This window comes from Myxococcus llanfairpwllgwyngyllgogerychwyrndrobwllllantysiliogogogochensis, assembly GCF_006636215.1.
GTDB lineage: Bacteria > Myxococcota > Myxococcia > Myxococcales > Myxococcaceae > Myxococcus > Myxococcus llanfairpwllgwyngyllgogerychwyrndrobwllllantysiliogogogochensis.
Genome location: NZ_VIFM01000162.1, coordinates 1 through 26021, shown reverse-complemented (window position 1 = coordinate 26021; position 26021 = coordinate 1). Strand labels below are relative to the sequence as shown.

The window sequence follows — 26021 nt, the reverse complement described above, 5'->3', positions numbered from 1 at the left end:
CTCACCGGCGCCACCCCCGAACCCCTTCCGCGCAAGCGAGGTCTCGGCCCCTGGGGCGTGGGACTCGTCGCCGCGGGCCTGGGCTCCACCGTGGCGGCCCTCATCACCGTGCTCGCGGTGGGACTGAGCTCGAATCGGACGGCACCCACCAACGAGGCGCCGCGCTCGGGTGGCTCCGCTTCCACGCGAGGGCAGACTCCGCCGTCCGAGCCCGCCCAACCGGAGGATGATCGTCCCCTCCTCGTGGACACGGGGAACGTGCGTCCCACCGCCAGAGCCACGGACCGTGCGCCCACGGGCGACGACACGGTCGGCGAAACACCGGCGAGGACGCGGAGAAGCGGAACCGAACGTGACGAGCCTCGCGCCGCCACTCGGACTGAGGAGCGAAAGGCTCAGGCGGCCCCGTCCGGGGATGACGATTCACGCGCCCCTGACAAGGTCCGACCGTCACAGGGCGGCTCGTCCACGTCGACGGCGGGCCTGAGCGCTCGGGACATCGCGTCGGGCGCTACACGGGCTTCGCGGACCGACACGTCCGCCGCGCCCGCAGAACCGCGCGCGACGGCCCTGGCCACGGCCGCGGCGCGTCCGTCGCGGACAGACACCTCGGCTTCGCCCTCGAGCCTCAGCGCGAGCGACCTGGCCACCGGAGCGGTCCGCGCACCCCCGCGTGGGACGCGTGACACGACGGAAGAAGTCCCCGCGTTCCAGGCCATGTCCTCCGATGACGAGGCCGTTTCCGCTGAGAAGGTCGTCACGAACACGAAGGCCCGTGACACCAAGCCCCTGGGCCCTCCGACGGAAGCGGAGGTCCTGCGGCTCTATGAAGCCGGAGAGGTGACGTCCGCCATGGAGATGGCGAAGTCCGGCCGGTTCACGGCGCTGCACGCGAAGCTCGTCCGCTTCGACGCCGCGGGCAGCGAGGCGCGCAAGGCCCTGGCGAAGGGCGATACGACTCGCGCCATCACCCAGCTCACCGTCGCCGTCAACGTCGACCAGGAGCTGTCCAGGGGGTGGAGCCGCCTGGGGCCCCAGCTGCGCGCGCAGCTCTCGACGCTGTATGTCCGCTCTGGCGCGGACCACATGAAGGCCCAAGACTCCGACGCGGCCCGCTCGGCCTTCCAGCAGGCCCTGAAGTACGACGCGGGCAACCGCAGGGCCACCGAGGGACTCAGGCGGCTCGAGCAGGCCCCTTGAGCGCCTTGTAGAGCAGCACTGCGTTGAGCACACCGAAGGCGAGCAGTGCCAGGCAGGCCAGGACGAGCCCACGGTCCTCGCCCGGCCGCTCGCCCTCGATGAGCAACCACAGCTTGCCTTCGTGGGCCTGGAGCTCCCCCATGCCTCGCAACAGCGCGAGCGCATCGCGGTAGCGCGGCGCATCGTCCTCCGAAAGCAGGCGCCCCCGGATGCCGAAGGGCCTCGGGTCCGGAGGAGGCGGAGGCCGCCCCTTCACCCAGTCCTCGCCGGGCAACGCGGGCCGGCGCACGACGAAGGGCGACTCGCGCAGGCCCACCAGCACGAACAGCGCGCTCCCATCCCGCTCGTAGGCGCCTCGCGCCGTGGGAAGTCCATGCACCTGGGCGTAGCGATTGGTGGCGAGCGCGTCGAAGCGGTAGTCCCCCTCCACGCCCAAGGTCAGGGGAACCCGGGACGAGAAGAAGTACGCCAGCTCCCGACGCTGCATCATCAGGAGCGCCAGGCTCACCACGATGCCCAGCACGGCCGCCAGCGGCCTGACACCCACGCGACGCCGCGCGAGGCTCGACTCGAGTTCGGCGATGCGCGCGTCTCGCTCGGCCTGTACCGAGGAGGAGGAAGGCGACTCGTTCATGACGTGAAAAGACGAAGCCCCGAGTTCCCTTCGCGGGAACCCGGGGCAAGGAGTCTCTCGGGCGGAAGCCCGTGTAGCTCAGGCGAGGTTGAAGATCTTCTTCAGGTCCGACTCGATCTCTTCCTCGGTGCAGTCCTTGGCCAGCGACAGCTCCTTGATGAGCAGCGAACGCGCCGTGTCGAGCATCTTCCGCTCGCCAAAGGACAGGTCCTTGTCGCCCTTCAGGAGGTAGAGGTCGCGCAGCACTTCGGCGATCTCGAAGACGGAGCCCGTCTTGATCTTCTCCATGTACTCCCGGTAGCGCCGGTTCCAGGTCGTGGAGTCGACCGAGATGTCCTTCTCCCTGAGGATGGAATAGACCTGCTTGACGTCCTCCTCGCTGATGATCTCCCGGAGGCCGACCGACCCGACCTTGTTGATCGGGATCATGATCCGCATCCCGTTCTCCAAGATGCGCAGCACGTAGAACGACTGGCGCTGCCCGGCCACTTCGGTGTGCTCGATACCCATCACCTCACCGACGCCCTGGCCCGGATAAACCGCCTTGTCACCAGTCTTGAAGCTGGTCTGCACTAACTGCCTCCTTGAAAGACTCGCTCCCGGCCTTCCATCACCAAGCCGGGCACTACTACCACAAACCACATCCACGGGCAACGATATCGCCTTGACCACCCAGGACGCGCCCGACTACGTTGTCGGTTTTCGTACGCGGTATCGCTCGGTGTACGAGCCGGCATGACGGACGGTGTTGGGCGGGGTGGCGGGTGGATCGTTACGCGTGGCGCGACCTGGGGACGCGTCCCCTTTTCTTTCCTTCGTTGAGCTTGCTGCTAGGCGCTCTCTGGTCTCCTGGAACGGACGGCCCGGCGGAGCTATTTCTGGTCTGCGGGGTTTTGCTGGGAGTGGCCGGGCTGGTGCTCGCCCGGCTGCCTGGTGCTCATCTGGCGGTGCTGGGCGCACTCTGGATGGCCGGTGCGGGCCTGGCGCGCTGGGAATCCCAGACCCTGGTTCCGACGGCCCTGGCGAAGGGCGGCGAGGCCGTGGTGGAGGGCGAAGCCGGGCGGGTGGACCTCCTGGACGGAGCCACCCGGGTCCGGCTCGCGGTGGTTCGCGCGGGGCCCGAGGAAGGGGCGCTCGAGAGTGCCCGCTTCAAGCTGAACCTGACGCTTCGCGGAGCCGCGCCGCCACTGCTGCCGGGTCAACGACTGCGGGCAAGGGTTCGCCTTGCTCCGGACGCGCCCGCCGCCAATCCAGGTGAGAAGGACTTCACGTCGGTCCGGCGCAGGCAGGGCGTGGCCTTCACGGGGGCGACGAGCGCGGAGCGTGTGCTGGTGCTGTCGCTCGCGCCCGCGTGGCGCTGGGTGATGGAGGACACGCGGGAGCGGCTCGCCGAGGCGACGCACCGGGTAGCGCCCTCTCGTGACTCCGCGGCCCTCTTCCTCACGCTCGCGGCGGGGCGGCGCGCGGAGCTGGACGCGGATTGGGAGGAGGCCTTCTCCCGGGCGGGTCTCGCGCACGTGCTGAGCGTGAGCGGGCTGCATGTCGCGGCCCTGGCGCTGATGACCCTCGCGCTGTTGCGGCGTCTGCTGGTGCGGGCGGGAGCCCGGTGGCGGAAGCTGGATGCTCGACGGGTGGCGGCGCCCGCGGCGGTGCCCTTCGTCTGGGCCTACGTGCTGTTCACCGGCAGCCAGCCGCCGGCGGTGCGCTCAGCCGTGATGGCCACGGTGGTGTTGTTGGGACTGGCGTGGTGGAAGCGCGCGGACGGGTTGAATGGCCTCTCCGCCGCCGCGCTGGTGCTGGTGCTGTGTGCGCCCTCCAGCGTGGAGGACCTGTCACTGCGACTGTCGTTCCTCGCGGTGCTCGGACTCGTGCTGCTCGTGCCGGCCCTGCGACTGGCCCTGCCCTTCCCTCGGCCGGACCCGCGCGAGCCACGTCGATGGGCGCGACTCTGGGGACAGGGACGCGAGGCCGTGGCACAGACGCTGTGCGCGAGCGCGGCGGCAACACTCGCGGGACTGCCCGTGGCGGCGTCGGCCTTCGGGCGGGTGAGCCTGGCGGGGCTCCTCTCCAATGTCGTCGCCCTGCCCCTGTGCGGGCTGCTCACGGGACTCGCGGCGGGCGGGGCGGCGCTGTTCGTGGTGGCACCTCCCCTGGCGACTCCCGTGCTGTGGGCGGGAGCCTGGGCGTCGGAGGCCCTGCTGTGGCTCACCCGGGTGTTCGCCGCCATGCCCCTGGCCTCTGTGGAGGTACCGCCACTCGGGGCCTGGTCGGCGCTGTATGCCTTCGGACTGTTGACGTGGGCCCTGGGAACGGGCCGGTGGCGCGGGGGCGGATGGCTGGCGCCGGTGGCCCTGGTCGCCGCGGCGCTCGCTCCACGGCTCGCGCCCGAGCCGGGCCTGCGCGTCACCTTCCTCTCGGTCGGCCAGGGAGACGCGGTGGTGCTCAGTTCGCGCGGACACCATGCGCTCGTGGATGGCGGTGGCTCGCCAGGAGGCGCCGACACAGGGCTGCGCTTCATCGTCCCCTACCTCCGACACCAGGGCATCTCCACGCTGGACCTGACGGTGCTGTCCCATCCGCATCCGGACCATGCGCTCGGGTTGGTGTCCACGCTGGAGCACGTGCCCACCGCGCGCCTGTGGTTGCCGGCGGGCGACGAGGGCGGACCGCTGTCTCGGCGGGTGGTGTCGGCCGCGCGCGATGCGAGCGTGGAGGAAGTGCAGGCCGGACATCCCTCGCTGCGCCTGGGCGAGGCGACGGTGGAGGTCCTGGGCCCGCCGGGGGACGCGGAGCGCGAGCTGTTGGAAGGCGTGAATGACCGCAGCGTGGTGCTGCGGGTCCGCCACGGTGACGTCACGGTGCTGCTGCCCGGAGACATGGAGCACGACGCGGAGGAGCTGCTGGCTGACAGCCTGGGCCCGGTGACGGTGCTGAAGGCCCCGCACCACGGCTCACGCACGTCCTCCACGCAGGCCCTGGTGGACCGCATACGCCCCAAGCACGTGGTGTTCTGTGTCGGCCGGCGCAACCGCTTCGGCTTTCCCCATCCGGAGGTGGAGGCGCGCTATCGCGCCGCGGGCAGCGAGTGTTGGAGGACGGACATCGACGGCGCCGTCACCGTGGAGAGTGACGGGCGGGATGTCCGGCTGGTCCCTCACCTGACGCGCGAGCCCGCCGGTGAGGACGCTCGACTTGCCGTTGATGCGCGGCATTCCCATCGTTGAGGCGATGAATCCCGAGGACATCGACCTGCGGCAACTGACGGCGGACCTGAAGGACGCGCTGGGCCCTGGAGAACCCGTGGGCTACCTGCGCGGCAAGTCGCTCATGCGGGACTTGCTCGTGGACCTGAAGGGCTTCTCCCAGCAGGAAGCCGAGGAGCTCATCGATACGCTGGAGCTCCAGGGCTACCTCCGCTTCCTCGGGGACCCTTCCGAGCGCTCCGTGGCGGATGCCCAGTGGGACATCACTCCGCACGCGTGAGCGCGCGCGGCACGGGCGTCTTCACTGGAAGGTCAGCCACGCGAAGCGCGGCAGTGCATGGAAGTCACCGACGAAGAGGGGCGAGAAGGCCTGCCCCTCCACGGTGCGGCGGCCATGGTGCTCCAGGCGGTAGAGATTGAAGCGCCAGCGCGCTCCCGGCTGGGGAGGCACCTGGGGGACCTCGGCGAGCTTCGCGAAGGGAATCCGCATCTCCACGGACCAGCCCTCGTCCTTGTCGGAGGCGTCGTCCAGCGTGCCCCGGACCTTCACCGCCGTCGTCATCCCCGAGTCCCAGGACAGGTCCATTCCCTGCCGACGCGCGGGGAAGTACGCATCGAAGTTGACGTTGTGCGGTGACACCTGCAGCTCGTTGTACGTGCGCCCGTCCGCGTTGGCGTCGAGGAAGATTTCCACCACCTCCTGCTCGTAGATGGGGTCGTCGCGCTTGCGCAGCGTGCCCCAGACGTCGGGGTCCTCGCTGTCGAAGGCCACATAGAGGTACGCGTTGTCGTAGGCGAGACGCGCCTCGGTGCGCAGTCGCACCGCGCGCCCGTCGAAGCTGCCCCTCAACACCACGGGCGCGGCCTCCTTCCAGACCGCGTCGTCGAGCACACCGTCGATGGTGGGCGCGGTGCCCGCCCTGCGGACGACATACTCGGGCAGCTCCGGAGCCGCGCCGCCGAGCTGGGGACCAAGCATTCGGTGTGCCCCGTCGTGAGAGGCGGTGTCATCCACAGGCAGCCGCTCGTCGCCGCGCCAGAAGCCCAGCATCGCCCGAGAGGGCACGGGCGGCATCGGCACGGAGTGGATGTCCTCGACGACCTTGCCCACCGGCCATGAGGCCAGCGGCGCCGCGCCGTCCTGAATCTCGTGGTCCGCGTTGACGAGCATTCCGCCGGTCGCCGCGTCCACCACGTGGACGAAGAAGCCGTACCCCTGCGGAGGCGGACGCACCGCCTGGAAGTAGTGCGCCAGCCGGACCTGCTCGCCCGGGGCGGCATGAGCAGGCGTCACCTTCGAGCCCAGGTACACCACCGAGCCCCCCGCGAACGTGGCGCCGCTTCGGTACGTCAGGTCCGAGGGCGCGGTGTCCAGGACGCGGGCCTTCGCGGGCTCGGGCAGACGGGACGTGCGCGGCTTGGGGCCCGCCTGTTCATCGCGGCACGCGGCCACGAGGCACGAGAGGGTCAGGAGAAGGACGGTGGAAGGGGTGCGCATCGGCGGCGGGCATCCTAGCGACTTCACGGTGGGGAGTGGGCCCGTTCGCCACGAGGGGAAGCCCTGGCGGCCCTGCGCGCACCTGCCCGGCCGTGCCCCCTGCGTCCCATTCGCGGGGCGCAGGCTCCATCTTCAAGCCGGCACCTTCCGGGAGGTTTCGCTCATGTCGCGTAGTCGGTTGCTCGCACCCACGGCCCTGCTCTGCGCGGTGTTGACATCCCTCTTCGCGATGGCGGCTTCCGACGACTCCGTATCCACGGGCTCCACCTGGCTGGACGCGAAGCCCCTGCCCACCTGGAACACGTCGGGCGCTCGCCTGCCCAAGGCGCTCCCGGGCGATGGCCAGTCCCTTCGCACCGGACGCTGCGCACGGTTCGCGCGCAAGCCCACCACCGCGTCGGACCGGGCCTTGGTGAAGGCGGGGTGGACGCTGCTGGGCCCGCTCCAGGTCTTCGACACGACGGAGGTCATCACCGCCGCCGCGGAAGGCGACGGCATGTGCCGCGCCATGGGCTTCCAGGTGTTCGTCTTCGTCGACGGCCGCTTCGCGGGCACCCTGGCACCGGAGCCGATGACGGACCGCTTCGACGGAGCCATGGGTGAGGTCCGCCTCTACAGCCCCAGGAACCTGACGGCTACCGTGCGTCGCTACGCCGCGGACGACCCGCTCTGCTGTCCATCGCGACAGGGCTCCGTGCAGTACGAGCTCCAGCCAGGCCCCAAGGGGCCCGTGGTGACGGCGACCCAGGCCACGACGAGTCCCACCCCACCGCAGTGACGAAGGGCCCACGACATGGACACGCCCGCGACGGTTCCGCCCGAACTCAAGAAGGAGATCGCCGACGCGCTCCTCCACCTCCGTCCCGCGCATGAGCGGCGCCGTGAGTACGTGCTGGAGCTCCTGGCCACCGTGCTGCTGGCCCTCGCCACCGTCGGGTCCGCATGGACCGCCTACCAGTCGACCCGGTGGAGCGGAGACCAATCCTTCCAGTACAGCAAGGCGAACGCGCTGCGCGCCGAGTCGGTGCGCGCCTCCACGACGATGGCGCTGCTGGTTGAAATCGACACCAGCCTCTTCGAGAGCTGGGCGGACGCGTGGACCGACGGCGACTCGCAAAGGCTCGACTTCTACGAGCGCCGCTTCCGGGAGGAATTCAGACCCGCCTTCGAAGCCTGGCGCGCGGAGGCAACCCGCCCGGGCGAGGCTCCAGAGGGAACGCCCTTCACCCGACCCGAGTACCACCCCGCCACGCTCGACAAGAGTCGGGAGCTGGCCGCAGAAGCCGAGAAGGCCTTCGAACAGGCGCGACAGTCCAACCAGAACGGCGACAACTTCACCTTCTGCGTCGTCCTCTTCGCCTCCGTCCTCTTCTTCGCGGGCGTGTCGACGAAGCTGCTCCACCCCTCGCTGAAGATCGCCCTCCTCGCGCTGGCAGGGGTGATGATGGTGGTGGCGACCCTCTACATGTTCTCGCTGCCACAAAACATCGGCTTCCGAATCCAGTAAGCCGGCGTGCCGGGAAGGATGCGCCGGCCAGGACGTCGCGGCTTCGAGCGCATTACGAAGGGGCATGCGCCCCTTTCTCACGGCCACGTGGCGGTACCTCGTGATGCTCAACTACGAGGTGGACCCGAAGGTGCTCGCGCCGCTCGTGCCGCGGGGCACGGAGCTGGACACGTGGCAGGGGAAGACCTTCGTCAGCATGGTGGGCTTCCGCTTCCTGGACACCCGCGTGCGCGGACTCGCGGTGCCCTTCCACCGGGAATTCGACGAGGTGAACCTGCGCTACTACGTGCGCCATCGCGGCCCCGAAGGCTGGCGGCGCGGCGTGGCCTTCGTGCGGGAGCTGGTCCCTCGCTGGGCCATCGCCACCGTGGCGCGCGTCGTCTACAACGAGCCCTATCTCGCGCTGCCCATGCGGCACATCGTGGAGATGGAGGGCGCCGAGCAGGGCGCTCCGGGCCGGCTGGAATACGCGTGGAAGCACGAGGGCCGCTGGCAGCGCCTGGCGGCGAGCACTCGCGGCCGCCCCGTCACCAGCACCCCCGACTCGCAGGAAGAGTTCATCACCGAGCACTACTGGGGTTACACGCCCCAGCGCGATGGCGGCTGCGCGGAGTACCGCGTGGAGCACCCGCGGTGGTCCGTGTGGCAGGCGGACGACGTGGCCTTCGACTGTGACGTCTCGCGGCTCTATGGCGACCGCTTCACGTCCGTCCTGAGCGGGACTCCCGCGTCGGCGTTCGTCGCGGATGGCTCGGGCGTGGCGGTGTATCCGGGCGAGCGTCTCGCGGTGGGGATGGACTGACGCCGTCCCGGACGCTCACGCCCGGTAAGCGCGCGATTCCCCGAGCGGCGTGCCGGTCCGCGCGTTGCTCCACGGCGGGCCATGCGCTTCGAGTTCCAACACCTGGGCACCACCACGCCCTTCGAACTGCCCGAAGGACACCACCTGCTGGGCGGCGGTCCCGACGACCACATCCGCCTGGAGTCCCTCCCGCCCAAGCTGTTGACCCTGCGCATCGAAGGGTCCCAGCTCATGGTGGAGGCGACGCGGACCTTCAACGTCAACGGCGTGCTCGTGCCACCCGGCGTGTCCCGACTGGTCCTCCCGGGTGAAGTGCTGGGCCTGCCCGACACGATGCTCCTGAGCGTGCTGCCGGAAGCCCCCATGGAGCGGGGCCTGGGCACGGTCGCCGTGCTCAAGGGATTGCTCACGGGCCTGGACGCGCCCGCCCCATCCCGAGCCGCCACCCTCACCTGTCTGACGGGGCTGGACGTGGGCCGCACCCACGCGCTCGCGGAGGCACGCACCAGGCTGGGTCGCGGCCAGGAGGCGACGCTGCGCCTTCGAGACCGCGCCGTCTCGCGCAGCCACGCCTGCATCCTCCACGACGAGGACGAGGGCACCTTCACGCTCGAGGACCTGGGCAGTCCCAACGGTGTCTTCGTCAATGGTCAGCGGGTGAGAGAACAGGTGCCCCTGTCCGACGGCGACGTCCTGGAGCTGGGCCGGACGCTGCTGCGCTTCCAGGCCCCGTTGGAGGAACCCACACCCGAGCCCGTGGCCAGTGAGCCCCCTTCACGAGCACCGGAAGGAATCGTCGAGGTTCCGACACCCGACGGCGAGGGGGCCGAGGCAAAGGGGCCCTCGGAGGCTCGGCCCACCGTGCGCCGCGCTCACGCGGAATGGTGGCTCATTGGATTGGGCGCAGCAGCGGCGCTGGCGGGGCTGCTCGTCACCTATGTGCTGGCGACGGGATAGTCAGCCCGGCAGAGGCCCCAACCCGGCACGTTCGACGAGAATCCGGGCGAGCGTCTGGTGGTGCCGGAAGAAGCTCGTGAAGTGTACGAATCCCCACTGTCCACGAATCGCGTAGACGGTGACGGGCCCCGGCAGGACGTCCACGTTGCGGATGTCCGCGAAGGAGAACCGCCGGGTTCGCACCATGCCCCGGTAGGTGATGCCCCGGGCATCCACGACGATGAGCGTTCGCGCGTAGTACGTGAGCGAGACGCCGAAGAAGAGGATGAAGAAGCCCGCCGAGAGGAAGGTCTTCAGCGGGACCCCTTCGAACTTGAAGAGGTAGAGAAGCACCGCCACCCAGAGCAGGCCAGCCACCGCCATCGAGGCCGCCAGCCCCCGACGGGGGCGGAAAACCTGCCGTTCGTCCATCTCCGCGTCGCGCACGGCCATGCATCCAAATTAGTGCCTGGGACTGACAGGATCCACCTGCCCCGGCGCCCGCCTGCCAGCCGGTCAACGCAGCTTCGTGGCCTTCTGTCGAGATTCCTCCTGGAGCTGAGGTCGGACATCCGCGGCGGACGAAGCGGCGTAGCGCTCGTAGAGGCCACGGGCCTCGGCGTTGCGACCGAGGGCGCGGTAGGACTCTGCCAACCCGTAAAGGGGGGAGGCCACCTGGGGCTCCAACTCCAACGCGAACTGGTAGTCCGCCGCGGCCTCCGCGTAGCGACGCAGGCCGATGTTCGCGCTGCCGCGCGCGGTGTAGGCGACCGCCAGCATGGGCTCGAGCTGGATGGCCTGGGTCAGATGCGTCAGCGCGGTGGCGAAGTCCCGCGCACCGATGCGCTGCACGCCCTGCTCATAGGCTCGCCGGGCCTGGGCGCGCGTCGTGTCAGCGACAGGTCCGGAGCCAGGTGCCTGCCCCGCGGCCTGGGGTGAAGCGCCCGCCTGGGCCAGCTTCGCGCGAGCTCGGGTGATGTTGTCCTGCGCGCTCTGACGGATGGCGGCGTCCTGCGTGAGCCGCGTCGCCGTCTCCCACTTCTCCACCGCCTGCCCGTAGTAGCCGAGCACCGCCAACGCATTGCCCAGCTTGAAGAGGGCCTCCACATGGCTGGAGTCCGCGTGCGACGCGTCCAGGAACGCGAAGGCCGCCTCACGGTAGCGACGCTCCTTCATCAACGCATCGCCATCACGGATGCGCGAGGCCGCGAGCGCCGGGTTCGACGGCCGCTCCTGGGAGCCCTCCGTGGCCGCGCGGGTCGACGGGAAGGGCAGCGGATCCTGCGCGGCGTTCCCCGTGGGTGAGGCCGACTCAGCCTGGGCAAGTCCCACCGCCGGGCCCGGGCTCCCCGCCAGAGCGACAGTCCCAGCCTGAGCAGCAGTCCCCTTCTGCGCGCTGCTCCCCTCCGGGGAGGCACTTCCCGCCACGGGCGTGGCGCTCGGGGTGCTCCCCTTCTCACGCACGCCACTCGCGGGCTCCGCGCTCCCCACTGGAGGGACGGCCTCGCTCGCGGGAACAACGGATGAATGTGGCGGCGCGGCGGCGACACGCGGGCCCGTGCGCTCGGCTGTCGCGGGCAGGGGCACTCCGCCCAGGGCCTTCAGGTGCCCTCGCGCCTTCTGCACCCAGATCTGCTCCGAGGGCCGCCGCTCAAGGGCGATGTAGCCCTGATACGCGGCAATCGCCTGGGCCTTGTCACCAAGCTGACGGTGGCTCTCCGCCAGTCCGTAGTAGCCGTCCGCGTCGTCGGGCTCGAGCTGGACGTAGCGCGCATACGCTCGCGCGGCGGTGGAGGCATCCCCGGCCTTGCGCGCGGCATAGCCCAGGTTGAAGAACGCCATCTTGTGCTGGGGGTCCGCGTCCGTGGCCTCGATGAAGCGCGCCATGGCGTCCTTCAGCTGGCCCTGGCGGAACAGGACACTGCCCAGGCCATTGAGCGCCGGGGCGTATCCAGGCGTGGCGGCCAGCGCCTCGCGATAGGCGATGGCGGCCTCATCCAGACGACCACCGGAGAGCGCTGACTCACCGCGAGCGAAGGCAGCCCGGGCGGGCTCGGAAGGCTCCGCGGCGCCGAGCAGCAACACCGCGGTCAGGGCGATGACGGACCTGCTCACGAAAACCATGACGTCCCCCAGGGGGTGGCTCCCGACTGCCGTAGCAGAAACCGGGGACGGCGTCACGGCGCTCCCGCACCCTCGGTGGGAAGTTTCCTCCGAGGGTGCGCTTCCCCGCCTCAGCTGCGGAAGGGGTTCTGCAGCAAAACCGTCTCGCCACGGTCAGCGCCCACGGAGACGCACACCACGGGGACGCCGCTGATCTCCTCCACGCGACGGACGTAGCGCTTCGCGTTCTCCGGCAGCTCGTCGAAGCTGCGCACGCCGGCGAGCTTCTCGTCCCAACCGGGCAGCGTCTCGTAGATGGGCTTGACGCGCGCCAGGTCCTCGTAGTCCCCGGGCAGCTCGGTGACCTTCTGGCCATCCAGGTCGTACGCGTTGCAGAGCTGGAGCGACTTGAGCCCGCTGAGCACGTCGAGCTTGGTGAGCGCGATGCCCCACAGGCCGTTGACGCGCACCGCGTAGCGCAGCACCACGCCATCCAACCAGCCGCAGCGGCGGGGACGACCCGTCGTCGCGCCGAACTCATCACCGACCTTGCGCAGCTGATCGCCAATCGCGTCGTTCAGCTCCGTGGGGAACGGACCGCCGCCCACGCGCGTGGTGTAGGCCTTGCTGATGCCCATCACCTTGTCGATGGCCGTGGGCCCCAGGCCCGAGCCCACCGCCGCGTTGCCGGCCACGCAGTTCGACGACGTGACGAAGGGATAGGTGCCGTGGTCCACGTCGAGCAGCGTGCCCTGCGCGCCCTCGAAGAGGATGCGCGCGCCCTTGCGCACCTGCTCCGCGAGGAACAGCGAGGCGTCGTGCACGTAGGGCTTGAGTCGCTCGCCCAGCGCGGAGAACTCGGCCAGGACCTGCGGCACCTCCAACTGCGGCACCGGAACGCCCGCCTTCGCGCACAGCTCCTTCAGCTCCTCGAGCGCCTGCGGCAGCCGCTCCTCGATGCGCTTGCGCAGCCGGTCCGAATTGAGCAGGTCACGCATGCGGATGCCCCGGCGCGCGACCTTGTCCTCGTAGGACGGGCCGATACCGCGACCGGTGGTCCCGATGGCGCTGCCACCGCGGGCCTTCTCGCGGAAGCTGTCCAGCAGCTTGTGCCACGGGAAGATGACGTGGGCATTGTCGGAGATGAGGAGCTGCGAGTCCTCCTTGAGGAAACCGCGCGCCTTGAGCGCATCGATTTCACCCACGAGCACCGCGGGGTCCACCACCACTCCGTTGCCAATGACACACGTCTTGCCCGGGTGGAGGATGCCCGAGGGAATCAGGTGAAGGACGGTCTTCTGGCCACCCACCACGAGCGTATGGCCCGCGTTATTGCCGCCCTGGAAGCGGACGACCAACTGGGCATGCTCGGTAAGCAGGTCGACGACCTTGCCCTTACCCTCATCTCCCCACTGCGCTCCGATGACGACGACGTTCGGCATGGTGCCCGCCGCTTAGCACGCGGAAGGGGCCGGGTGACAGTGTTCCGAGAAGCCACAATGCAGGGCCTGGCAGGTCGCCACCTCTCGTCCCGCCCAGGCACCTCGGACCTCTCCTCTGGCCAGCGCCCGCGCGCCGTCCGCGAGCCGCCTGGCCGCTTCCTCTTGACCCACCCCGTCCATGCTCCACTCGGGCTCGGGCCTGGCCTCGCCCAGGAAGACCACGCCCACACGGACGGGGACTCCAGGCCGCACCATCCGTCGAGCCGCCAACGCCAGCGCCGCCAGCTCGTGTGTATACGCGGCGGCCCCCAGGGGATGTCGTCCACCCGACTTGTAGGCGACCACCACCGCCTCACCGCGAGGTGATTCCCACAGAACATCCACCTCGCCCTCAAGGGACACGCCGTCCTCCAGGGACAGCGAGAAGGCCAGGCTCCGGTGCACCATGCGCGAGGGAGACTCCGCCACCGAGCGAGCGAAGTCCGTGACGAGGACGCGCTCCACCGTCGACAAGACCTCCTCCATGCCCTCGTCGTCCGGAAGCGAGCCTGCCTCGCGCAACAATGACTCCAGATGCGCTCGGCGCTCCGTCACATCCACGTCACGTGCCGAGGCGAGTCGCAGGTCCGCTCTCCGCAACAGCTCACGCACCAGTTCCGCTGGACTCTTCGCGGGCAGCCAGCCTTCCGGGTCGACCAGGAGCGGCGCGTCCCGGACAGGGGCTTCCCAGGGCCAGGGCGCCGCGCGCAGCCCCAGCCGGTGCACGTAGTGGAAGCGTCGAGGACAGGCGAGGAAGTCCTGCACCGCGCTCACGGGCGCGGAGACTCCACCGGGTGATTCGCCCATCTCCACCAGCCCACCCCGCACGCGCAGCAGCGCGGCCTCCACTCGAGCCCCCGCGCGAGCGAGCGACTCCGGTCCCGGAGGCTCCGGGTCCGCGGGCGGTGGCAGTTCATCCACGTCCACGTCGTCGACGAACTCGCGCGTGGTGACGTCTTCCAACCGCGCATCGACGAGATGCCACCACGAGTCCTTGCCCGCGCGAGGCTCCTCGCCTCCAGAGAGGACCAACAAGTCCCTCGCGCGCGTGAGGGCCACGTAGAGCAGGCGGCGGTACTCGGCGTCCTCGCGCGCCTTGAGTTCCTGTCGCACCGCCTCGAAGCGATTGGAGGTGTAGCCCTCCAACGAGTCCGGCACCCACGGCCGCAGGGCGATGCCATGAGAGCGCTCGAAGTGCGCGCGCCCGGAGGTGCTCCGACGGCGGCCGCCCATGCCCGGCACCACGACGACGGGCCACTCCAGGCCCTTGGCGCGGTGGATGGTGAGCAACTGCACCGCGCGCGGGTCCCCCGCGTCCAGCAGGTCCGCCTGCGCCTCGGTGGGGTCGGACTCGGCCAGCATGCGCAGCTCTCGCGCGAAGGCCACGCAGCCCCCTGTGCCACGCTCGTCACGCCGCGACGCCAGCGACAGCAGCTTCTCCACGTTGGCGCTCGCCTGCTCCGCGTAGGGTGAGCCCGCCAACGCCTCGCGATACCCCGTCATGTCCAGCGCCGCGAGCAGCAGCTCCCTCACACCCAGGCGGTCCCTCTCCTCGCGCAACGCGGGCAGCGCGGCGAGGAAGTCCACCAGGCGCACCCGCTCGCGCTCGGGCAGCGACTCCAGCACCGTGGGGTCCGACAAGCGCGGCGACGCCAGCGACAACGGCTGCTCCCCCGCGAGCTGGAACAGGGACGCATCCGACAGCCCCACGAGCGGCGAGCGCACCACGGCCGCGAACGCGAGCGCGTCCTCCGAGTCCGCCAGCAGCGCCAGCAACGAGGCCAGGTCCAACACCTCCTGCGCACCGTAGAAGCCGCGTCCGCGCAACACCCGGTGCGGCACACCGTGACGGATGAGCGCCTGTCGATAGACCTCCAGGTGCGTGAAGGTCCGGAACAGCATGGCCACGTCACCACCGCGCGCGGGCCGGGCCCCTTCTCCATCCTCGCGCGCCACGGTGGGCGCCGCGCCCGGCGCGAGCATGATGCGCAGCCGTCGCGCCACGCAGTCCGCATCCAGCCAGCGCAAGTCGCCCGCGGTCTCCTGCTCCTCCAGGTGGAGCCGCTCCACGGCGGCCGTCTCGGAGAGCGAGGCACGCACCGGGGACAGGTCGTCCTCCTCCGGGACGTAGATGACCTCGAACGGACGCGGCGCCTGCGAATCCGCCGCCACCAGCACGCCGGCGAAGGCGTGATTGAAGAAGGACAACAGCCCCGGCACCGAGCGGCGGTTGTGCTGGAGGAAGCCGCGCGTGCCCCCCTCGTCTTCAATCTTCTTGGCGAGCACGGTGAACACGGAGACATCCGCGCCACGGAACTCGTAGATGGACTGCTTGCGGTCTCCCACCGCGCAGAGGAACGCGGGCTCCAGGGGCAGCGCGGCGGCCAGGTCCACGTCCGGCGCAAGCTCGCGCGGGCCTTCCTCGCGCCGCTCCGAGAGCAACAACACCAGCTCCAACTGGAGACGGTTGGTGTCCTGGAACTCGTCCACCAGCAGCGAGCCCACGCGCTCCTGCACCTGTCGGCGGAACTCGGGGTAGTCCCTGAGCAGGTCCCTCGCCTTCACCAGCAGCGACGTGAAGTCGAAGACGTTGCGACGGGAGAACTCCGCGTCGTGCCGGGTCTCCACGCGGCCCAGCAGCTCACGGAACGTGGCCTCGAAGGGCGCCGTGCGCCACGCGGCCCAGGAATCCTCCAGCCTGCGCACCGAGCCGTCGCTCTTGCCGAACGTCCGCCAGTACAGCTCACGCACCGGCGCCGCGGCGCCCTTGCTGAGCCTCGCGAAGTTGCGCCCATCCGCCGCGAAGCTGGCGCGCAACCACGGGTAGCGGTCTCCCTGATGGAAGTTCTCCGCCGTCATCCCGTTCAGCGCCTTCTCCAGGGCGCCCACCAGCCGGCTCCACTCGCCCTTCGCATCCAGCGCGCGCGCTTCACCGCACAGCCGAAGGCTCTGCGTCAGGACCTCATCCAGGTCCTCGCGAGCCTCCGCCACGTCTCCGACGGCGGCCGACGCGGCCTTCAACCCCTCCTCGCGCAGCTTGCCGTAGACCGACACCAGCGCGGCCACCAGTCCGTCGGAGAAGCCCGAGCCGGAGAAGCCCAGCTCCTGACACAGCTCGCGCACCTGCGCGTCCCCGCCCTCCAGCGAATCCAACACCACGCGCTCGGCCACGTCCTGCACGAGGCTGGAGGCCTCCAACTCGTCGAGCACCTCGAAGCTCGGGTCGATGCCCACCGCCGGAGGGGCCCGTCGCAACAACTGGCCGCAGAGCGAGTGGAACGTTCCCACCGTGGCCGAGCCCAGCTCCTCGCGCATCTGCCGCCACGCATCGGGTAACGGGAAGGGCCGGCCCAGCCGTTCGAGCGACTCACGCAGTTCCACTTCCTGGTCCAGTCGAGCATCCCCCTGGGCCAGCCCGTCCAGACGCTGGCGCACGCGGGAGCGCATCTCCGCCGCGGCCTTGTCCGTGAAGGTCAACATGCACAGCCGCGCGGGACGAATCGCCGCGCCCGCCTCGCGCGCACCGGCCAGCAGGTGCAGCGTCATCGTCACCAGGCTGTACGTCTTGCCCGCGCCAGCGCCCGCCATCAACGCGAGGTTGCGCTCCAGCGCGAGCAGGGAGGGAGCCGCGCTCATCCGCCCTCCTCCGTCATCCGGCGCTCGGTGATTCGGCACACGGCGCGGAAGCCACACATGCCGCAGTCCTGGGGCCGCGCGGCGAACTGGCCCTCTCGCAGGGTCTTCACGAGTGACTCCACCGCGTTGGGCAGGTTGCGTCCACCCTCCTTCGCGGCGACCCTCGCCCGCACCTCCGGGTCCGTGGACAGCAGCTCATCCAGCTCCTGCGCGGGGACGACGTCGGACAGATGGATGGTGGCGCCGGTGCGCAGCGAGAACCACGCGGCCTGACTCGCCGTCGCGTGCCCGCTCTCCCGCGCCGCGAAGAGGTACAGCGGCAGTTGGAAGTCCGACGTGAGCAGCCGCTTCTTCAGCTCGTTCTTGTCCAGCTTCCCGGACTTGTAGTCGATGACGCCCACCTCCGAGCCCGCCACGTCGAGCCGGTCGATCTTCCCCTCGAAGACGATGGCGTCCCCTTCGATGGGAAGGACGACGTGGCGCCAACGGTCGTCCGTGGCCGCGGGGCCGAACTGGAGCTCGAAGCCCTCTGGCACCATCCGCTCGAACGGCAGCCCGCGCCGCTCGTCCACGAGGATGCGACGGGCCATCGCCCGCGCGCGCTCATGCGCCAGCTTCCACAGCGCGGGATGCCCCACGTGGTGGAACTTCTCGAAGTGCGCCACCGCCGACTGGAGCGCCGTGTCCAGCACCTCGTCCGGCACGTCCTCCGGCGCCTTGCCCAGGAGCTGGTGCTCCTTGAGCGCCTGGAACACCTCCTCGACGACGCGGTGCCAGAAGGTGCCACGGCCCCTCGCGTCGAACTCCTCGCCCGGGCGGTCCGGCTCGGCCACCTTCAGGCCATACGTGAGGAAGCCCTGGAAGCCACAGTTGCCGAAGCGCGCGAGCGCGGAAGCAGACAGCGGCCGAGTGAGGTCGAAGCGGAACGCCTCACGCAAGGACGCGCGCTGCGTGTTCCCGTCCACCGAGCCCGTGAAGGGCCCCGGCTTCTTGTTCGGGTCGCCGAAGAAGAACAGCCGCTCCACTTCCACCAGCGACAGCTCGCGGGCGCCCGAGTACCAGGCTTCCTTGTCGAAGTGACGCTTGAGGAGGCTCGCCGCCGCGTCCGGCTCGGTGACGCGCAGCTTCGGCTGCGCCAGGGCTTCCAGCGCCACGCAGCGACGCAGCTCGGACTCCGTCAGCACCTCGTCGAGCGGGGGAATCGGCGGCAGCGAGCGCGGCTGCCACTTCAGCGCGGTGAGCCGGCGCACTTCCTCCAGGAACGAGGACGGCACCTGCTCCTGGCCTCCCGCGCCCTCCATCGCGAAGGACAGACTCAGCGTCTCCTCCGCCGCCGCGAGCGCGCTGGCGAACAGCAGCCGGTCCTCGGTGAGCCGCCACGGCGCTCGCTCCTCGAACTCGCCTCCCGTCAGCCGGAACACATCCCGTCCCAGGTGCTGGTTGAGCGCGGAGCGCTCCGCGTCCCCGAGCAACGGAGAGGGCGCATCCCTTCCAGGGAAACGTCCCTCGGTGAGCCCCGCGAGGAACAGATGTCGGAACGAGCGTCCTGGAACCTCGGCGGCATCCAGCACCTCCACCGCGGAGCCACGAGGCCCTCGCGCGGGCAGGTGCGCGTCCGCCATCGCATCGCGCAGCCAGCGTCCGAAGGTGCGCCGACGCAACACCGGGCCGCCGCCCACCGCCTTCATCGTCCGCAGCAGGCCCTGGACTCGCAGCCGGAGCGCCTCGCGCGCGGCCTCGTCACGGGCTCGCGCATCCAGGGCCCGAGCCGCGAGGCCCCCTTCCTCGCGAGCCTCCAGCGGCCCTTCCGAGTCCATCAGCCCCAGCCGCTCCACCACATGCCACCACGTGGCCAGCAGCTCCGCGACGGTGCCCTTCTCGGGAATCCGTCGGCAGTAATCCACCAGCAACTGGCAGCGCTCGCGCAGCAGCCGCACCGCATGGATGCGGGCGCTCCCGTCCTTCTTCTGCGCCCCCTGCAACGCCTGGAGTCGACGCGCGAGTCCATCCAGCCGGATGTCATAGGCACCACGCCCTCGCAGCGCGCCCAGCCGGTCATCACGCACGGCCGCCAGTGCGAAGAAGCTCGCGGGCGCCTCCGGTCCTCCCCGCGACAACGTGGGCGCGTAGCGACTGCCCACCAGCTCCGCCACGCGCTCGGCCGGAAAGCCATCCTCCACCAGGAACGGCAGGTCCAGCGCCAGGCGCACCGGCCCCGCCAACGCGAGCGGCTCGCCCCAGGGAAGACGCACGGGCACCCCCAGCTCGCCCAGCGATTCAGCAAGCCACCCGGCCTCCGGTCCCAGCTCGCGGTAGGCGATGGCGATGTCCGAAGGAGACGCCCCGTCGGCGATGAGTCGGCGCACGTCCCGGGCGACCAGTCGCGCTTCTTCCCGCGCCGTGGCCGCGCTCCACACACGAGGCTGGAGCTCCACGTCCTTCAGCGCCTCGCGCGGCGCCCGGGGTGAGAAGACGAAGCGCCCCAGGTCGATGAAGGGTCGGGCCTCGAAGGTGACGTCCGCCTTGAAGAGGTCCACGTGCGGCATCGTCTCGCCACGGTTCTCGAACGCGCGGAACAGCGAGGCCAGCGCTGCGTCCGCCACCGGAGAGCCACCCACCGGCGTCTCCACCCGCAGCGTCACGCGCCGCGATTCACACGCGGCCGCCAGCGCCAGCAACAGCTCCAGGCCCGAGGGGCGCACGTCGTAAATGCCATGCAGGACGAGCGTGCCCACGCCATCCCAGCTCGTGGGCCACTCACCCCGGCCGAGCGCCTCGCGCGAGCCCCTCAGCACGTCCTCACGGTCCGCGAGGCCCAACTCCGCCAGCTTCTGCTCGTACAGGTGGTACAGCCGGGCGAGCACCCGCACGTGCTTCTGCCGCTCGGGCGGGAGGACCTCCACCGCGTCCTGCAGCTCGCGCGGCGACAGGCGCCCCGCCTTGAGGTCCAGCACCACGTCCAGCCCCGCGCGCGCGAAGGCCGGCTCCCGGACGTACTCGCCGAAGTGCGTGGGACCCAGCAACGCCCCCAGCGAGGACATCACCGCGCGCGCGCCCACCGCCGGGCACGGACGCCGGTTCAGCTCGCGAGCGCCCCCGAGCACGCCCAGCAGCTCATCCCAGGTGAGCAGGTCCGTCCCCATCGCCAGGCCCCGGGCGCTCCGCTCCGCACGCAAGGCGGCCTGACGCCGACTGGCATCGGGGAACACGTGGAGGGTACGGATGGGGCGGGCCATGGATGCGCGGAGTGTAGAACGACCGAGCGGGTCGCTTTCATGCTCCATTCCACGCTCGGCGCCCAGTGTGTTTGCAAGCCCGCCTGCTTGCCCACCTGTTTCACACGATTCACGAGTGAACCGGACCTCCGTGCCGGGTTTATCCCGAAGCCCCGGCGCATCCGGGCGCCGCGGTCGTCATTCGGGACGCCCTCGGAAGACGTCCTGACCGGCGGCAAGGGCCTCGACGCGCCCCGCCCAGCAGCAGGCAGGGCCCTGACCCGAGGCTCGTCATTCGCCCCGGCAGGGTGGACTTGATTGCCCTTCGCTCCGCTTCGAGGCGCGGTGTAGCGTTCCGACTCGAATGACGCTCGAAGAGGCTCGCGGGGAGCTGGGGGTGGCCGCCGAGGCGGAGCCCGACCTCGTCCGCAGGACGTATCTGCGCATGTTGAAGACCCGCAAGCCGGAAGTGGACCCCCAAGGGTTCGCCCGGCTGCGCGAAGCCTATGAGCTGCTCAAGGCCGCGCACGACGGCACCGAGGCACCGCGCACGAGCGCCGCTCCGGAACCGGTGGCTCCCGCCACGGTCGACGCGCCACACGCGTCCGGGCCCCTGAGCGCCGACGCGCGGCTCGACACCTTTCGGGCCCGCTTCAGCACACTGCCTTCGGATGCTCCCACGGATGCGCCCGTCCTGATTGCTCGCGAGGCGGTGGAATCCCTTCCCGAGGCAGGCGAGGCCCGCCACTGGCTCATCAAGGCCCTGATGGCGTCGAACCGGAAGGAGGAGGCGACGCAAGCCTTCCGGGACGCGTTCAACCAGGGGCACCCCGAGTTCCTCCTGGCGTTCGCGCAGACCTTTCCGCAGAGGTTGACTGAAGCGGAGATCAACCTGCTCGGAACGACCGCCGCGCATCCCTTCTTGTGGGGACTCGCCGAGGAGCTGGGCACCTCCGATGACTGGGACAAGGCGGGCCAGGCCGCGCTCGTTGCGCTGGCCGCCATCAAGCGCCATCCCGAACATCCACCGCCGAAACCCACGTGGGTGCTCGCCTTCCTGCTGCAGTTGCACCTGAATGGCCGTCCCCGCGAAGCGCGTGCGCTGCAGGCAAGCTACTCAGCGTGGCTGGAGGCAGAGGGACTCCTCGGCGCGTTCAAGGAACAGGATGAGGCGTGGGTGTGGATGCTGGTTCAGGAGCTGGGGGAGCTGGATGACGACGTCTCTCCCGGCGTGCGCAAGCTGCTCGCCCATGCGGTGCTGAACGGAAACCTGGAGAACACCCGGGAGCAGATGCGCGCCTATCGCCGCCGCGAGCCCGAGCGCGCCGCCCATGCCCTGGAGCAGATTCGCGCCCGCTGTCCCTCCTTCCATGCCGCTCTCGGGGAGAGCCTGGTGCCCAAGGGGCCGACGCCCGGAGCGAAGCGCCCTTCCCCTCCGAAGAAAGCCCCCGGTGACGCGAAGCCGCCGGCGCCCGGCACGGGACGGAGCGCGTCGCGGTACACCACGTACGCGCTCGCGTCCGTCGGCGTGTTGATGGCGACCATGGTCGCCGTGGGAGTCATGACCTTCGGGCTGAAGTCGAGTCCCGAAGAGGCCCAGGAAGGCCCTCGTGAGGGCAACGCTCTCGAGGCGCGCCTGGCGGTCCGGGCGCTGTGTGAGTTGCTACCCGATCCCGGCGCGGAGGATACCTGCGCGGGCCTCTCTGAACTGGTCGACACCGCTGAAGCGGACGAATGTCCCAAGATGGGCAGGAAGTATTTGAAGATGCGCGCGGTGCTGCAGGAACAGACCGCCCCCGTCCCCGCCAACGAGCCGAATCCCGCCGCACGCCGGGCTCGACTGAACGAGGCCCAGTATCGTCTCGTGGACGAGCTCCGGAGATTCTGTCCTCGATACTTATGAGTCCTTTCTCCAAGTCCCCCATCCTCGGCATCGACCTGGGCACCACCTACTCGCTGGTGTCCGTGTTCAGTGAGGGCCGGCCGGTCCTCATTCCCAATTCCCTCGGCGAGTTCCTCACACCCAGCGCTGTCGCGCTCGACGAACAGGGTCAGGTGCTGGTGGGCGCGGCGGCCCGCTCTCGCGGAGTCCTCCACCCCGAGCAGGCGGCGCTCGCCTTCAAGCGAGACATGGGGACCTCGCGGGTCTATCGACTGGGAGACCGGACGTACTCGCCCCAGGAGCTGTCGGCGCTGGTGCTCGCCGCGCTCAAGCGCGACGCCGAGGCCTTCCTGGGAATGGCGGTCGAAGAGGCCGTCATCACCGTCCCCGCATATTTCGGGGACCCGCAGCGACAGGCCACGCGGGACGCCGGAGCCATCGCGGGACTCAAGGTCGAGCGCATCATCAATGAGCCCACGGCGGCGGCGCTGGCCTATGGGCTGCACGAGCGCAACCGGGAGCTGAAGGCCGTCGTGCTCGATTTGGGTGGCGGGACGTTCGACGTCACGGTGTTGGAGATCATCGAGGGCGTGGTGGAGATCCAGTCCTCGGCGGGTGATGCGCGGCTGGGCGGCGAGGACTTCGACACGTTGCTGGCGCGCCATGTCGCCCAGCGGTTGCGCCAGGACAAGGGCTTCGACCTGGAGACCCATGCGCCGGGCTGGGCGCGCTTGCGGGAGGCGTGTGAGGCCGCGAAGCGGCGGCTGTCGCAGACGGAGAGCACGCGCATCGTCCTTCCCGAGCTGCCGGTGGCGGAAGGCAAGAAGCTGGACTTCGAGTTCGCGCTCACCCGTGAGGATGCCGAGTACGCCTGGGCCTCCGCGCTCGAGCGCATGCGCGGGCCGATTCATCGGGCGTTGCAGGATGCGTCACTGAAGGCCACGGACATCGAGGAGGTGCTGCTCGTCGGAGGTTCGACGCGCATGCCGTGCGTGACGACCTTCGCGACGCAGGTGTTTGGACGGTTGCCGTTGCGCAAGCTGCCGCCGGACGAGGCCGTGTCCATGGGCGCCGCGGTGCAGGCGGCGATGAAGGCGGGAGACCAGGCCGTGGATGACCTGGTCGTCACGGACGTCGCGCCGTTCACGCTGGGGGTGAGCACCGCCGCGCAGGCGGGCCACCGGCGAATCACCGGCATCTTCAGTCCCATCCTGGAGCGCGGCACGGTCATCCCCGCGAGCCGCGTGGAGCGCTACTGGACGGCCGGCGACTTCCAGCGAGAGATTCGGCTGGAGGTGTACCAGGGCGAACATGCGCAGTGCAGCGACAACGTGAAGCTGGGCGAGTATGCCTTCTCGGGACTTCCACCGGCTCCGGCGGGAGAGCAGTCCATCGACGTGCGCTTCTCGTATGACCTCAATGGCATCCTCGAGGTGGAGGTCACCGTCGTCACCACGGGTCGCAAGGAAGCCTTCGTCATCGAGCAGCGGCCGGGCAAGCTGTCACCGGGGCAAATCGAAGAGGCGCGGCGCTCCATGGCGGCGTTGAAGCTGCATCCCCAGGATGCCCTGCCGAACACGACGGCGCTCGCGCGAGCAGATGCCTTGCATGTCCAGCTCACGGGGCGGGCCCGCGAGGAGCTGGCGGCGGCCATCGCCTCGTTCCGGCTCGCGCTCCAGACACAGCGACCGGAAGTCATCACCCCCGCGAGGGAGCACCTAACGGGACTCACGGCCCACCTGCGCGAGCGGTGAGCCACACTCACTTCGCGTCTGGCGAAAAGTCGAGCACGAGTTCCAACTGAGACAGCGCGGGATGCGTGAAGCCCGCCCCCAGGAAGAAGCGCTCGCACAGGCCCTCTGGAACGACGGCGCTCACCGCCAGCGCCTTCCCGGGATGCGCGGCGGCCAGCGCCCGCAGCAACCTGCGCCCCGCGCCCTGCCCTCGCGACTCGGGCTCCACCACGAATGACCGCACCCCCAGCGTCGGCGCTGAGATATCCGCCACCACCGCGCACGCCGGCCCCAACCGGAACGCCCTCGCCGGAGATGACAACCCCCGCACCGTCGCCGCATCGAGCTGCCACGGCAACCCGTCCGGAAGCAGCCTCGCGCACTCCTGCAGCCCCACCTCCTCCAACGCCCCCGACTCCGGCGATGGCGTCCCCACGAACCCCACGAGTCGCCGCACACGCCGGAAACCCAGTCGCTCGTAGAGCTTCACCGCTGGCGCATTCTGCTCGATCACCTCCAGCACCATCCGCGCATCCCCGCGTGCTCGCGCCTCCGCCATCAACGGCCGCAGCATCTCCCCACCCAGTCCCTGTCCCCGTCGACTGGGAATGATGCCCATGCCCGCGACGCGACTGACCCGCCCGCGCCTTGCCATCAACACCAGCCCCGCCCACTCTCCGTCCACCCGCGCGACCCGACTCTCCATGAGCGAGATGTGCTCGCTCCGCACCCGCGCATCGAAGGCCTGTGGTGCGTCGGGAATCGGGACGAAGTAGCCCTCGAACGAACGGGCGAACAACGTGGACAAGGCCAGGAACGGCAACTCCGCTGCGGAAATGAGGTCCATGGGATGTCGCTCGAACCCCGGAGATCGCGGTCCATTCCGCGCCACGGCGATGACGTCTCCGGAACTCAGCACCCTCCCTACCACTCTCGCTCCGCCCTCGGAGCCTCGTGATGCGCCGCTCGGCTATGGGCTGTCCCAAGGCTCGCCAGCGAGCCGCTCCGCCACGAAGGCGACGAACGCTCGCGCCTTCGACGCCACCAGTCGCCCAGGTGGGTGGACGGCGAACACCCCCACCTCCGGGATCGACCAGTCCTCCAGCACCCGCACGAGCCGACCCGCGCGCACGTCCTCTCCCACCAGGAAGGTCGCCAGCGCCGAGACACCACAGCCCCCCAACGCGGCGAGCCTCAGCGCCTCGGCGTTGTCCGCCCTCAGCGCGGGCCGCACGCGGACCGTGGCGCGCTCCGCTCCCCGCGAAAACGTCCAGGTCTCTCCGTCCGCGAAGTGGCTGAACTGGAGACAGGGATGGGCCGACAGGTCCTGTGGCCGCGCGGGCGGCTTTCGTCCCCGCAGATAGCGAGGTGACGCCACCAGCAGACGCCGCACCGTGGCCAGACGACGCGCCACCAGGCTGGAGTCCGGCAACGCGCCAATCCGGATGGCGACGTCGACCCCTTCCTCGACGAGGTCGACGTAACGGTCCTGGAAGGTGAGCTCCAGCTCGATGCGCGGATAGCGACGCATGAAGTCCGGGATGAGCGGCGCGACGTGGAGCTGGCCGAAGAGGTTGGGCAGCGCCACTCGAAGTCTTCCCTTCGGGTCGCCTCCGAGCCCGGACACGAGCGCTTCCGCCTCCTCGACGCGATGGAGCACATCCGTGCAACGCTCCAGGTACAGGGCGCCCGCCTCGGTGAGCGAGACATGACGGGTGGTGCGACGCAGCAGCGCGGTCCCCAGGGCCGCCTCCAGCCGCGCCACACGGCGGCTCAATGTGGAGGCGCTCACCCGCAGCTCCCTCGCCGCATCCGCGAAGCTCAGCGCCTTCGCCACGGCGGAGAAACCCAGCATGTCCTCCAGTCGGTCCCTCAACTCCAAGCGCTCCACGCCCAACCTCCGATTGTTGCGACTTCCGCACGAGTCTAATGCGCCCACTCCCGATGATGGGGCACCACTCCCGGGTTACTTCCCTCGTGTCCCCGCGAGTCCGTCCTCTCTCGCAGGTACACCGTGACAAAGCGCGGCGAGGCCCACGGGCCTCGTGCGCCTTTCACGAACCCGCACTGCGCGGCGCGCTGAAGTCCCCTCTCCTTGCCTCGGGAGTCCACTGGATGTGCTCACCATCCCTCGCTGGTGCCTTGACCGCCCTGCTGCTCACCTCCACCCCCGCGGCGTCACCTCCCGCCC

19 protein-coding genes are annotated in these 26021 nt (G+C 70.1%); 9 read left to right on the top strand and 10 right to left on the bottom strand.

Translation table 11 applies throughout. The features are described 5' to 3' along the window. On the top strand, positions 1-1200 hold a 1200-nt coding region (locus tag FJV41_RS31590), incomplete at its 5' end, for a hypothetical protein (protein WP_181791053.1). Here the strand turns inward: FJV41_RS31590 and FJV41_RS31585 are convergent. Together FJV41_RS31585 and FJV41_RS31580 are read right to left on the bottom strand one after the other, a co-directional pair. Further along, entirely contained in the window at positions 1175-1834 is a 660-nt protein-coding gene (locus FJV41_RS31585) for a hypothetical protein (RefSeq protein WP_141646309.1), read from the bottom strand. The two genes, FJV41_RS31590 and FJV41_RS31585, sit on opposite strands and share 26 nt — an antisense overlap. Positions 1835-1912: 78 nt before the next feature. Further along, positions 1913-2407: a CarD family transcriptional regulator gene (locus FJV41_RS31580; RefSeq protein WP_002639129.1), complete on the bottom strand. Its 495-nt coding sequence runs from the start codon at positions 2405-2407 to the stop codon at positions 1913-1915. Positions 2408-2598: 191 nt separating this feature from the next. Between FJV41_RS31580 and FJV41_RS31575 the strand changes: the two genes are divergently transcribed. Further along, positions 2599-5058 (top strand): DNA internalization-related competence protein ComEC/Rec2, encoded by a 2460-nt coding sequence (locus FJV41_RS31575; protein ID WP_141646308.1) that lies wholly within the window; start codon positions 2599-2601, stop codon positions 5056-5058. Positions 5059-5062: 4 nt separating this feature from the next. Then, the gene (locus tag FJV41_RS31570; protein WP_141646312.1) at positions 5063-5317 is read left to right on the top strand and encodes a hypothetical protein; all 255 of its coding nucleotides are present in this window, start codon (positions 5063-5065) and stop codon (positions 5315-5317) included. A 21-nt stretch (positions 5318-5338) separates the two neighbouring features. Here FJV41_RS31570 and FJV41_RS31565 read toward each other — a convergent pair whose 3' ends face one another. Continuing rightward, on the bottom strand, positions 5339-6535 hold the full coding sequence (locus FJV41_RS31565) for a carbohydrate-binding family 9-like protein (RefSeq protein WP_141646307.1): 1197 nt from the start codon (positions 6533-6535) through the stop codon (positions 5339-5341). 163 nt (positions 6536-6698) lie between these two features. Between FJV41_RS31565 and FJV41_RS31560 the strand changes: the two genes are divergently transcribed. From FJV41_RS31560 to FJV41_RS31545, 4 genes are all read left to right on the top strand, one after another. Continuing rightward, entirely contained in the window at positions 6699-7313 is a 615-nt protein-coding gene (locus tag FJV41_RS31560) for an LppP/LprE family lipoprotein (RefSeq protein WP_141646306.1), read from the top strand. A 15-nt stretch (positions 7314-7328) separates the two neighbouring features. Next, positions 7329-8042, top strand: a complete 714-nt coding sequence (locus tag FJV41_RS31555) for a hypothetical protein (RefSeq protein WP_141646305.1) — start codon at positions 7329-7331, stop codon at positions 8040-8042. 64 nt (positions 8043-8106) lie between these two features. After that, a complete protein-coding gene (locus FJV41_RS31550; protein WP_141646304.1) occupies positions 8107-8844 on the top strand; it encodes a YqjF family protein in 738 nt (245 codons plus the stop codon). A gap of 81 nt (positions 8845-8925) precedes the next feature. Then, positions 8926-9801, top strand: a complete 876-nt coding sequence (locus FJV41_RS31545; protein WP_141646303.1) for an FHA domain-containing protein — start codon at positions 8926-8928, stop codon at positions 9799-9801. Here FJV41_RS31545 and FJV41_RS31540 read toward each other — a convergent pair whose 3' ends face one another. From FJV41_RS31540 to FJV41_RS31520, 5 genes are all read right to left on the bottom strand, one after another. Beyond that, a complete protein-coding gene (locus FJV41_RS31540) occupies positions 9802-10233 on the bottom strand; it encodes a PH domain-containing protein (protein WP_141646302.1) in 432 nt (143 codons plus the stop codon). It lies immediately after the preceding gene. A gap of 63 nt (positions 10234-10296) precedes the next feature. Next, positions 10297-11904: a tetratricopeptide repeat protein gene (locus FJV41_RS31535; protein WP_141646301.1), complete on the bottom strand. Its 1608-nt coding sequence runs from the start codon at positions 11902-11904 to the stop codon at positions 10297-10299. Positions 11905-12014: 110 nt separating this feature from the next. After that, the gene (locus FJV41_RS31530; RefSeq protein ID WP_141646300.1) at positions 12015-13325 is read right to left on the bottom strand and encodes an adenylosuccinate synthase; all 1311 of its coding nucleotides are present in this window, start codon (positions 13323-13325) and stop codon (positions 12015-12017) included. A gap of 12 nt (positions 13326-13337) precedes the next feature. Continuing rightward, complete coding sequence (locus FJV41_RS31525) at positions 13338-17000, bottom strand: UvrD-helicase domain-containing protein (RefSeq protein ID WP_141646299.1); 3663 nt, start codon at positions 16998-17000, stop codon at positions 13338-13340. After that, positions 16997-20236 (bottom strand): PD-(D/E)XK nuclease family protein, encoded by a 3240-nt coding sequence (locus FJV41_RS31520; protein ID WP_141646298.1) that lies wholly within the window; start codon positions 20234-20236, stop codon positions 16997-16999. The genes FJV41_RS31525 and FJV41_RS31520 overlap by 4 nt, the downstream gene beginning before the upstream one ends. A 343-nt stretch (positions 20237-20579) precedes the next feature. On the opposite strand from FJV41_RS31520, the gene FJV41_RS31515 reads away from it, so the two are divergent. After that, positions 20580-22118: a hypothetical protein gene (locus FJV41_RS31515; RefSeq protein WP_141646297.1), complete on the top strand. Its 1539-nt coding sequence runs from the start codon at positions 20580-20582 to the stop codon at positions 22116-22118. Continuing rightward, entirely contained in the window at positions 22115-23851 is a 1737-nt protein-coding gene (locus FJV41_RS31510; RefSeq protein ID WP_141646296.1) for an Hsp70 family protein, read from the top strand. Before FJV41_RS31515 ends, FJV41_RS31510 begins: the two co-directional genes overlap by 4 nt. A 7-nt stretch (positions 23852-23858) precedes the next feature. Here the strand turns inward: FJV41_RS31510 and FJV41_RS31505 are convergent, their stop codons facing one another. Then, positions 23859-24677: a GNAT family N-acetyltransferase gene (locus FJV41_RS31505; protein WP_141646295.1), complete on the bottom strand. Its 819-nt coding sequence runs from the start codon at positions 24675-24677 to the stop codon at positions 23859-23861. Positions 24678-24800: 123 nt separating this feature from the next. Next, entirely contained in the window at positions 24801-25721 is a 921-nt protein-coding gene (locus tag FJV41_RS31500) for a LysR family transcriptional regulator (protein WP_217446160.1), read from the bottom strand. Positions 25722-26021: the final 300 nt, after the last annotated feature.

Coding starts and splice junctions, on each gene's coding strand:
- FJV41_RS31585 (WP_141646309.1), bottom strand. CDS start 1,834: ATGAACGAGTCGCCTTCCTCCTCCTCGGTACAGGCCGAGCGAGACGCG.
- FJV41_RS31570 (WP_141646312.1), top strand. CDS start 5,063: ATGAATCCCGAGGACATCGACCTGCGGCAACTGACGGCGGACCTGAAG.
- FJV41_RS31565 (WP_141646307.1), bottom strand. CDS start 6,535: ATGCGCACCCCTTCCACCGTCCTTCTCCTGACCCTCTCGTGCCTCGTG.
- FJV41_RS31560 (WP_141646306.1), top strand. CDS start 6,699: ATGTCGCGTAGTCGGTTGCTCGCACCCACGGCCCTGCTCTGCGCGGTG.
- FJV41_RS31555 (WP_141646305.1), top strand. CDS start 7,329: ATGGACACGCCCGCGACGGTTCCGCCCGAACTCAAGAAGGAGATCGCC.
- FJV41_RS31550 (WP_141646304.1), top strand. CDS start 8,107: ATGCGCCCCTTTCTCACGGCCACGTGGCGGTACCTCGTGATGCTCAAC.
- FJV41_RS31545 (WP_141646303.1), top strand. CDS start 8,926: ATGCGCTTCGAGTTCCAACACCTGGGCACCACCACGCCCTTCGAACTG.
- FJV41_RS31540 (WP_141646302.1), bottom strand. CDS start 10,233: ATGGCCGTGCGCGACGCGGAGATGGACGAACGGCAGGTTTTCCGCCCC.
- FJV41_RS31535 (WP_141646301.1), bottom strand. CDS start 11,904: ATGGTTTTCGTGAGCAGGTCCGTCATCGCCCTGACCGCGGTGTTGCTG.
- FJV41_RS31530 (WP_141646300.1), bottom strand. CDS start 13,325: ATGCCGAACGTCGTCGTCATCGGAGCGCAGTGGGGAGATGAGGGTAAG.
- FJV41_RS31525 (WP_141646299.1), bottom strand. CDS start 17,000: ATGAGCGCGGCTCCCTCCCTGCTCGCGCTGGAGCGCAACCTCGCGTTG.
- FJV41_RS31520 (WP_141646298.1), bottom strand. CDS start 20,236: ATGGCCCGCCCCATCCGTACCCTCCACGTGTTCCCCGATGCCAGTCGG.
- FJV41_RS31515 (WP_141646297.1), top strand. CDS start 20,580: ATGACGCTCGAAGAGGCTCGCGGGGAGCTGGGGGTGGCCGCCGAGGCG.
- FJV41_RS31510 (WP_141646296.1), top strand. CDS start 22,115: ATGAGTCCTTTCTCCAAGTCCCCCATCCTCGGCATCGACCTGGGCACC.
- FJV41_RS31505 (WP_141646295.1), bottom strand. CDS start 24,677: ATGGACCTCATTTCCGCAGCGGAGTTGCCGTTCCTGGCCTTGTCCACG.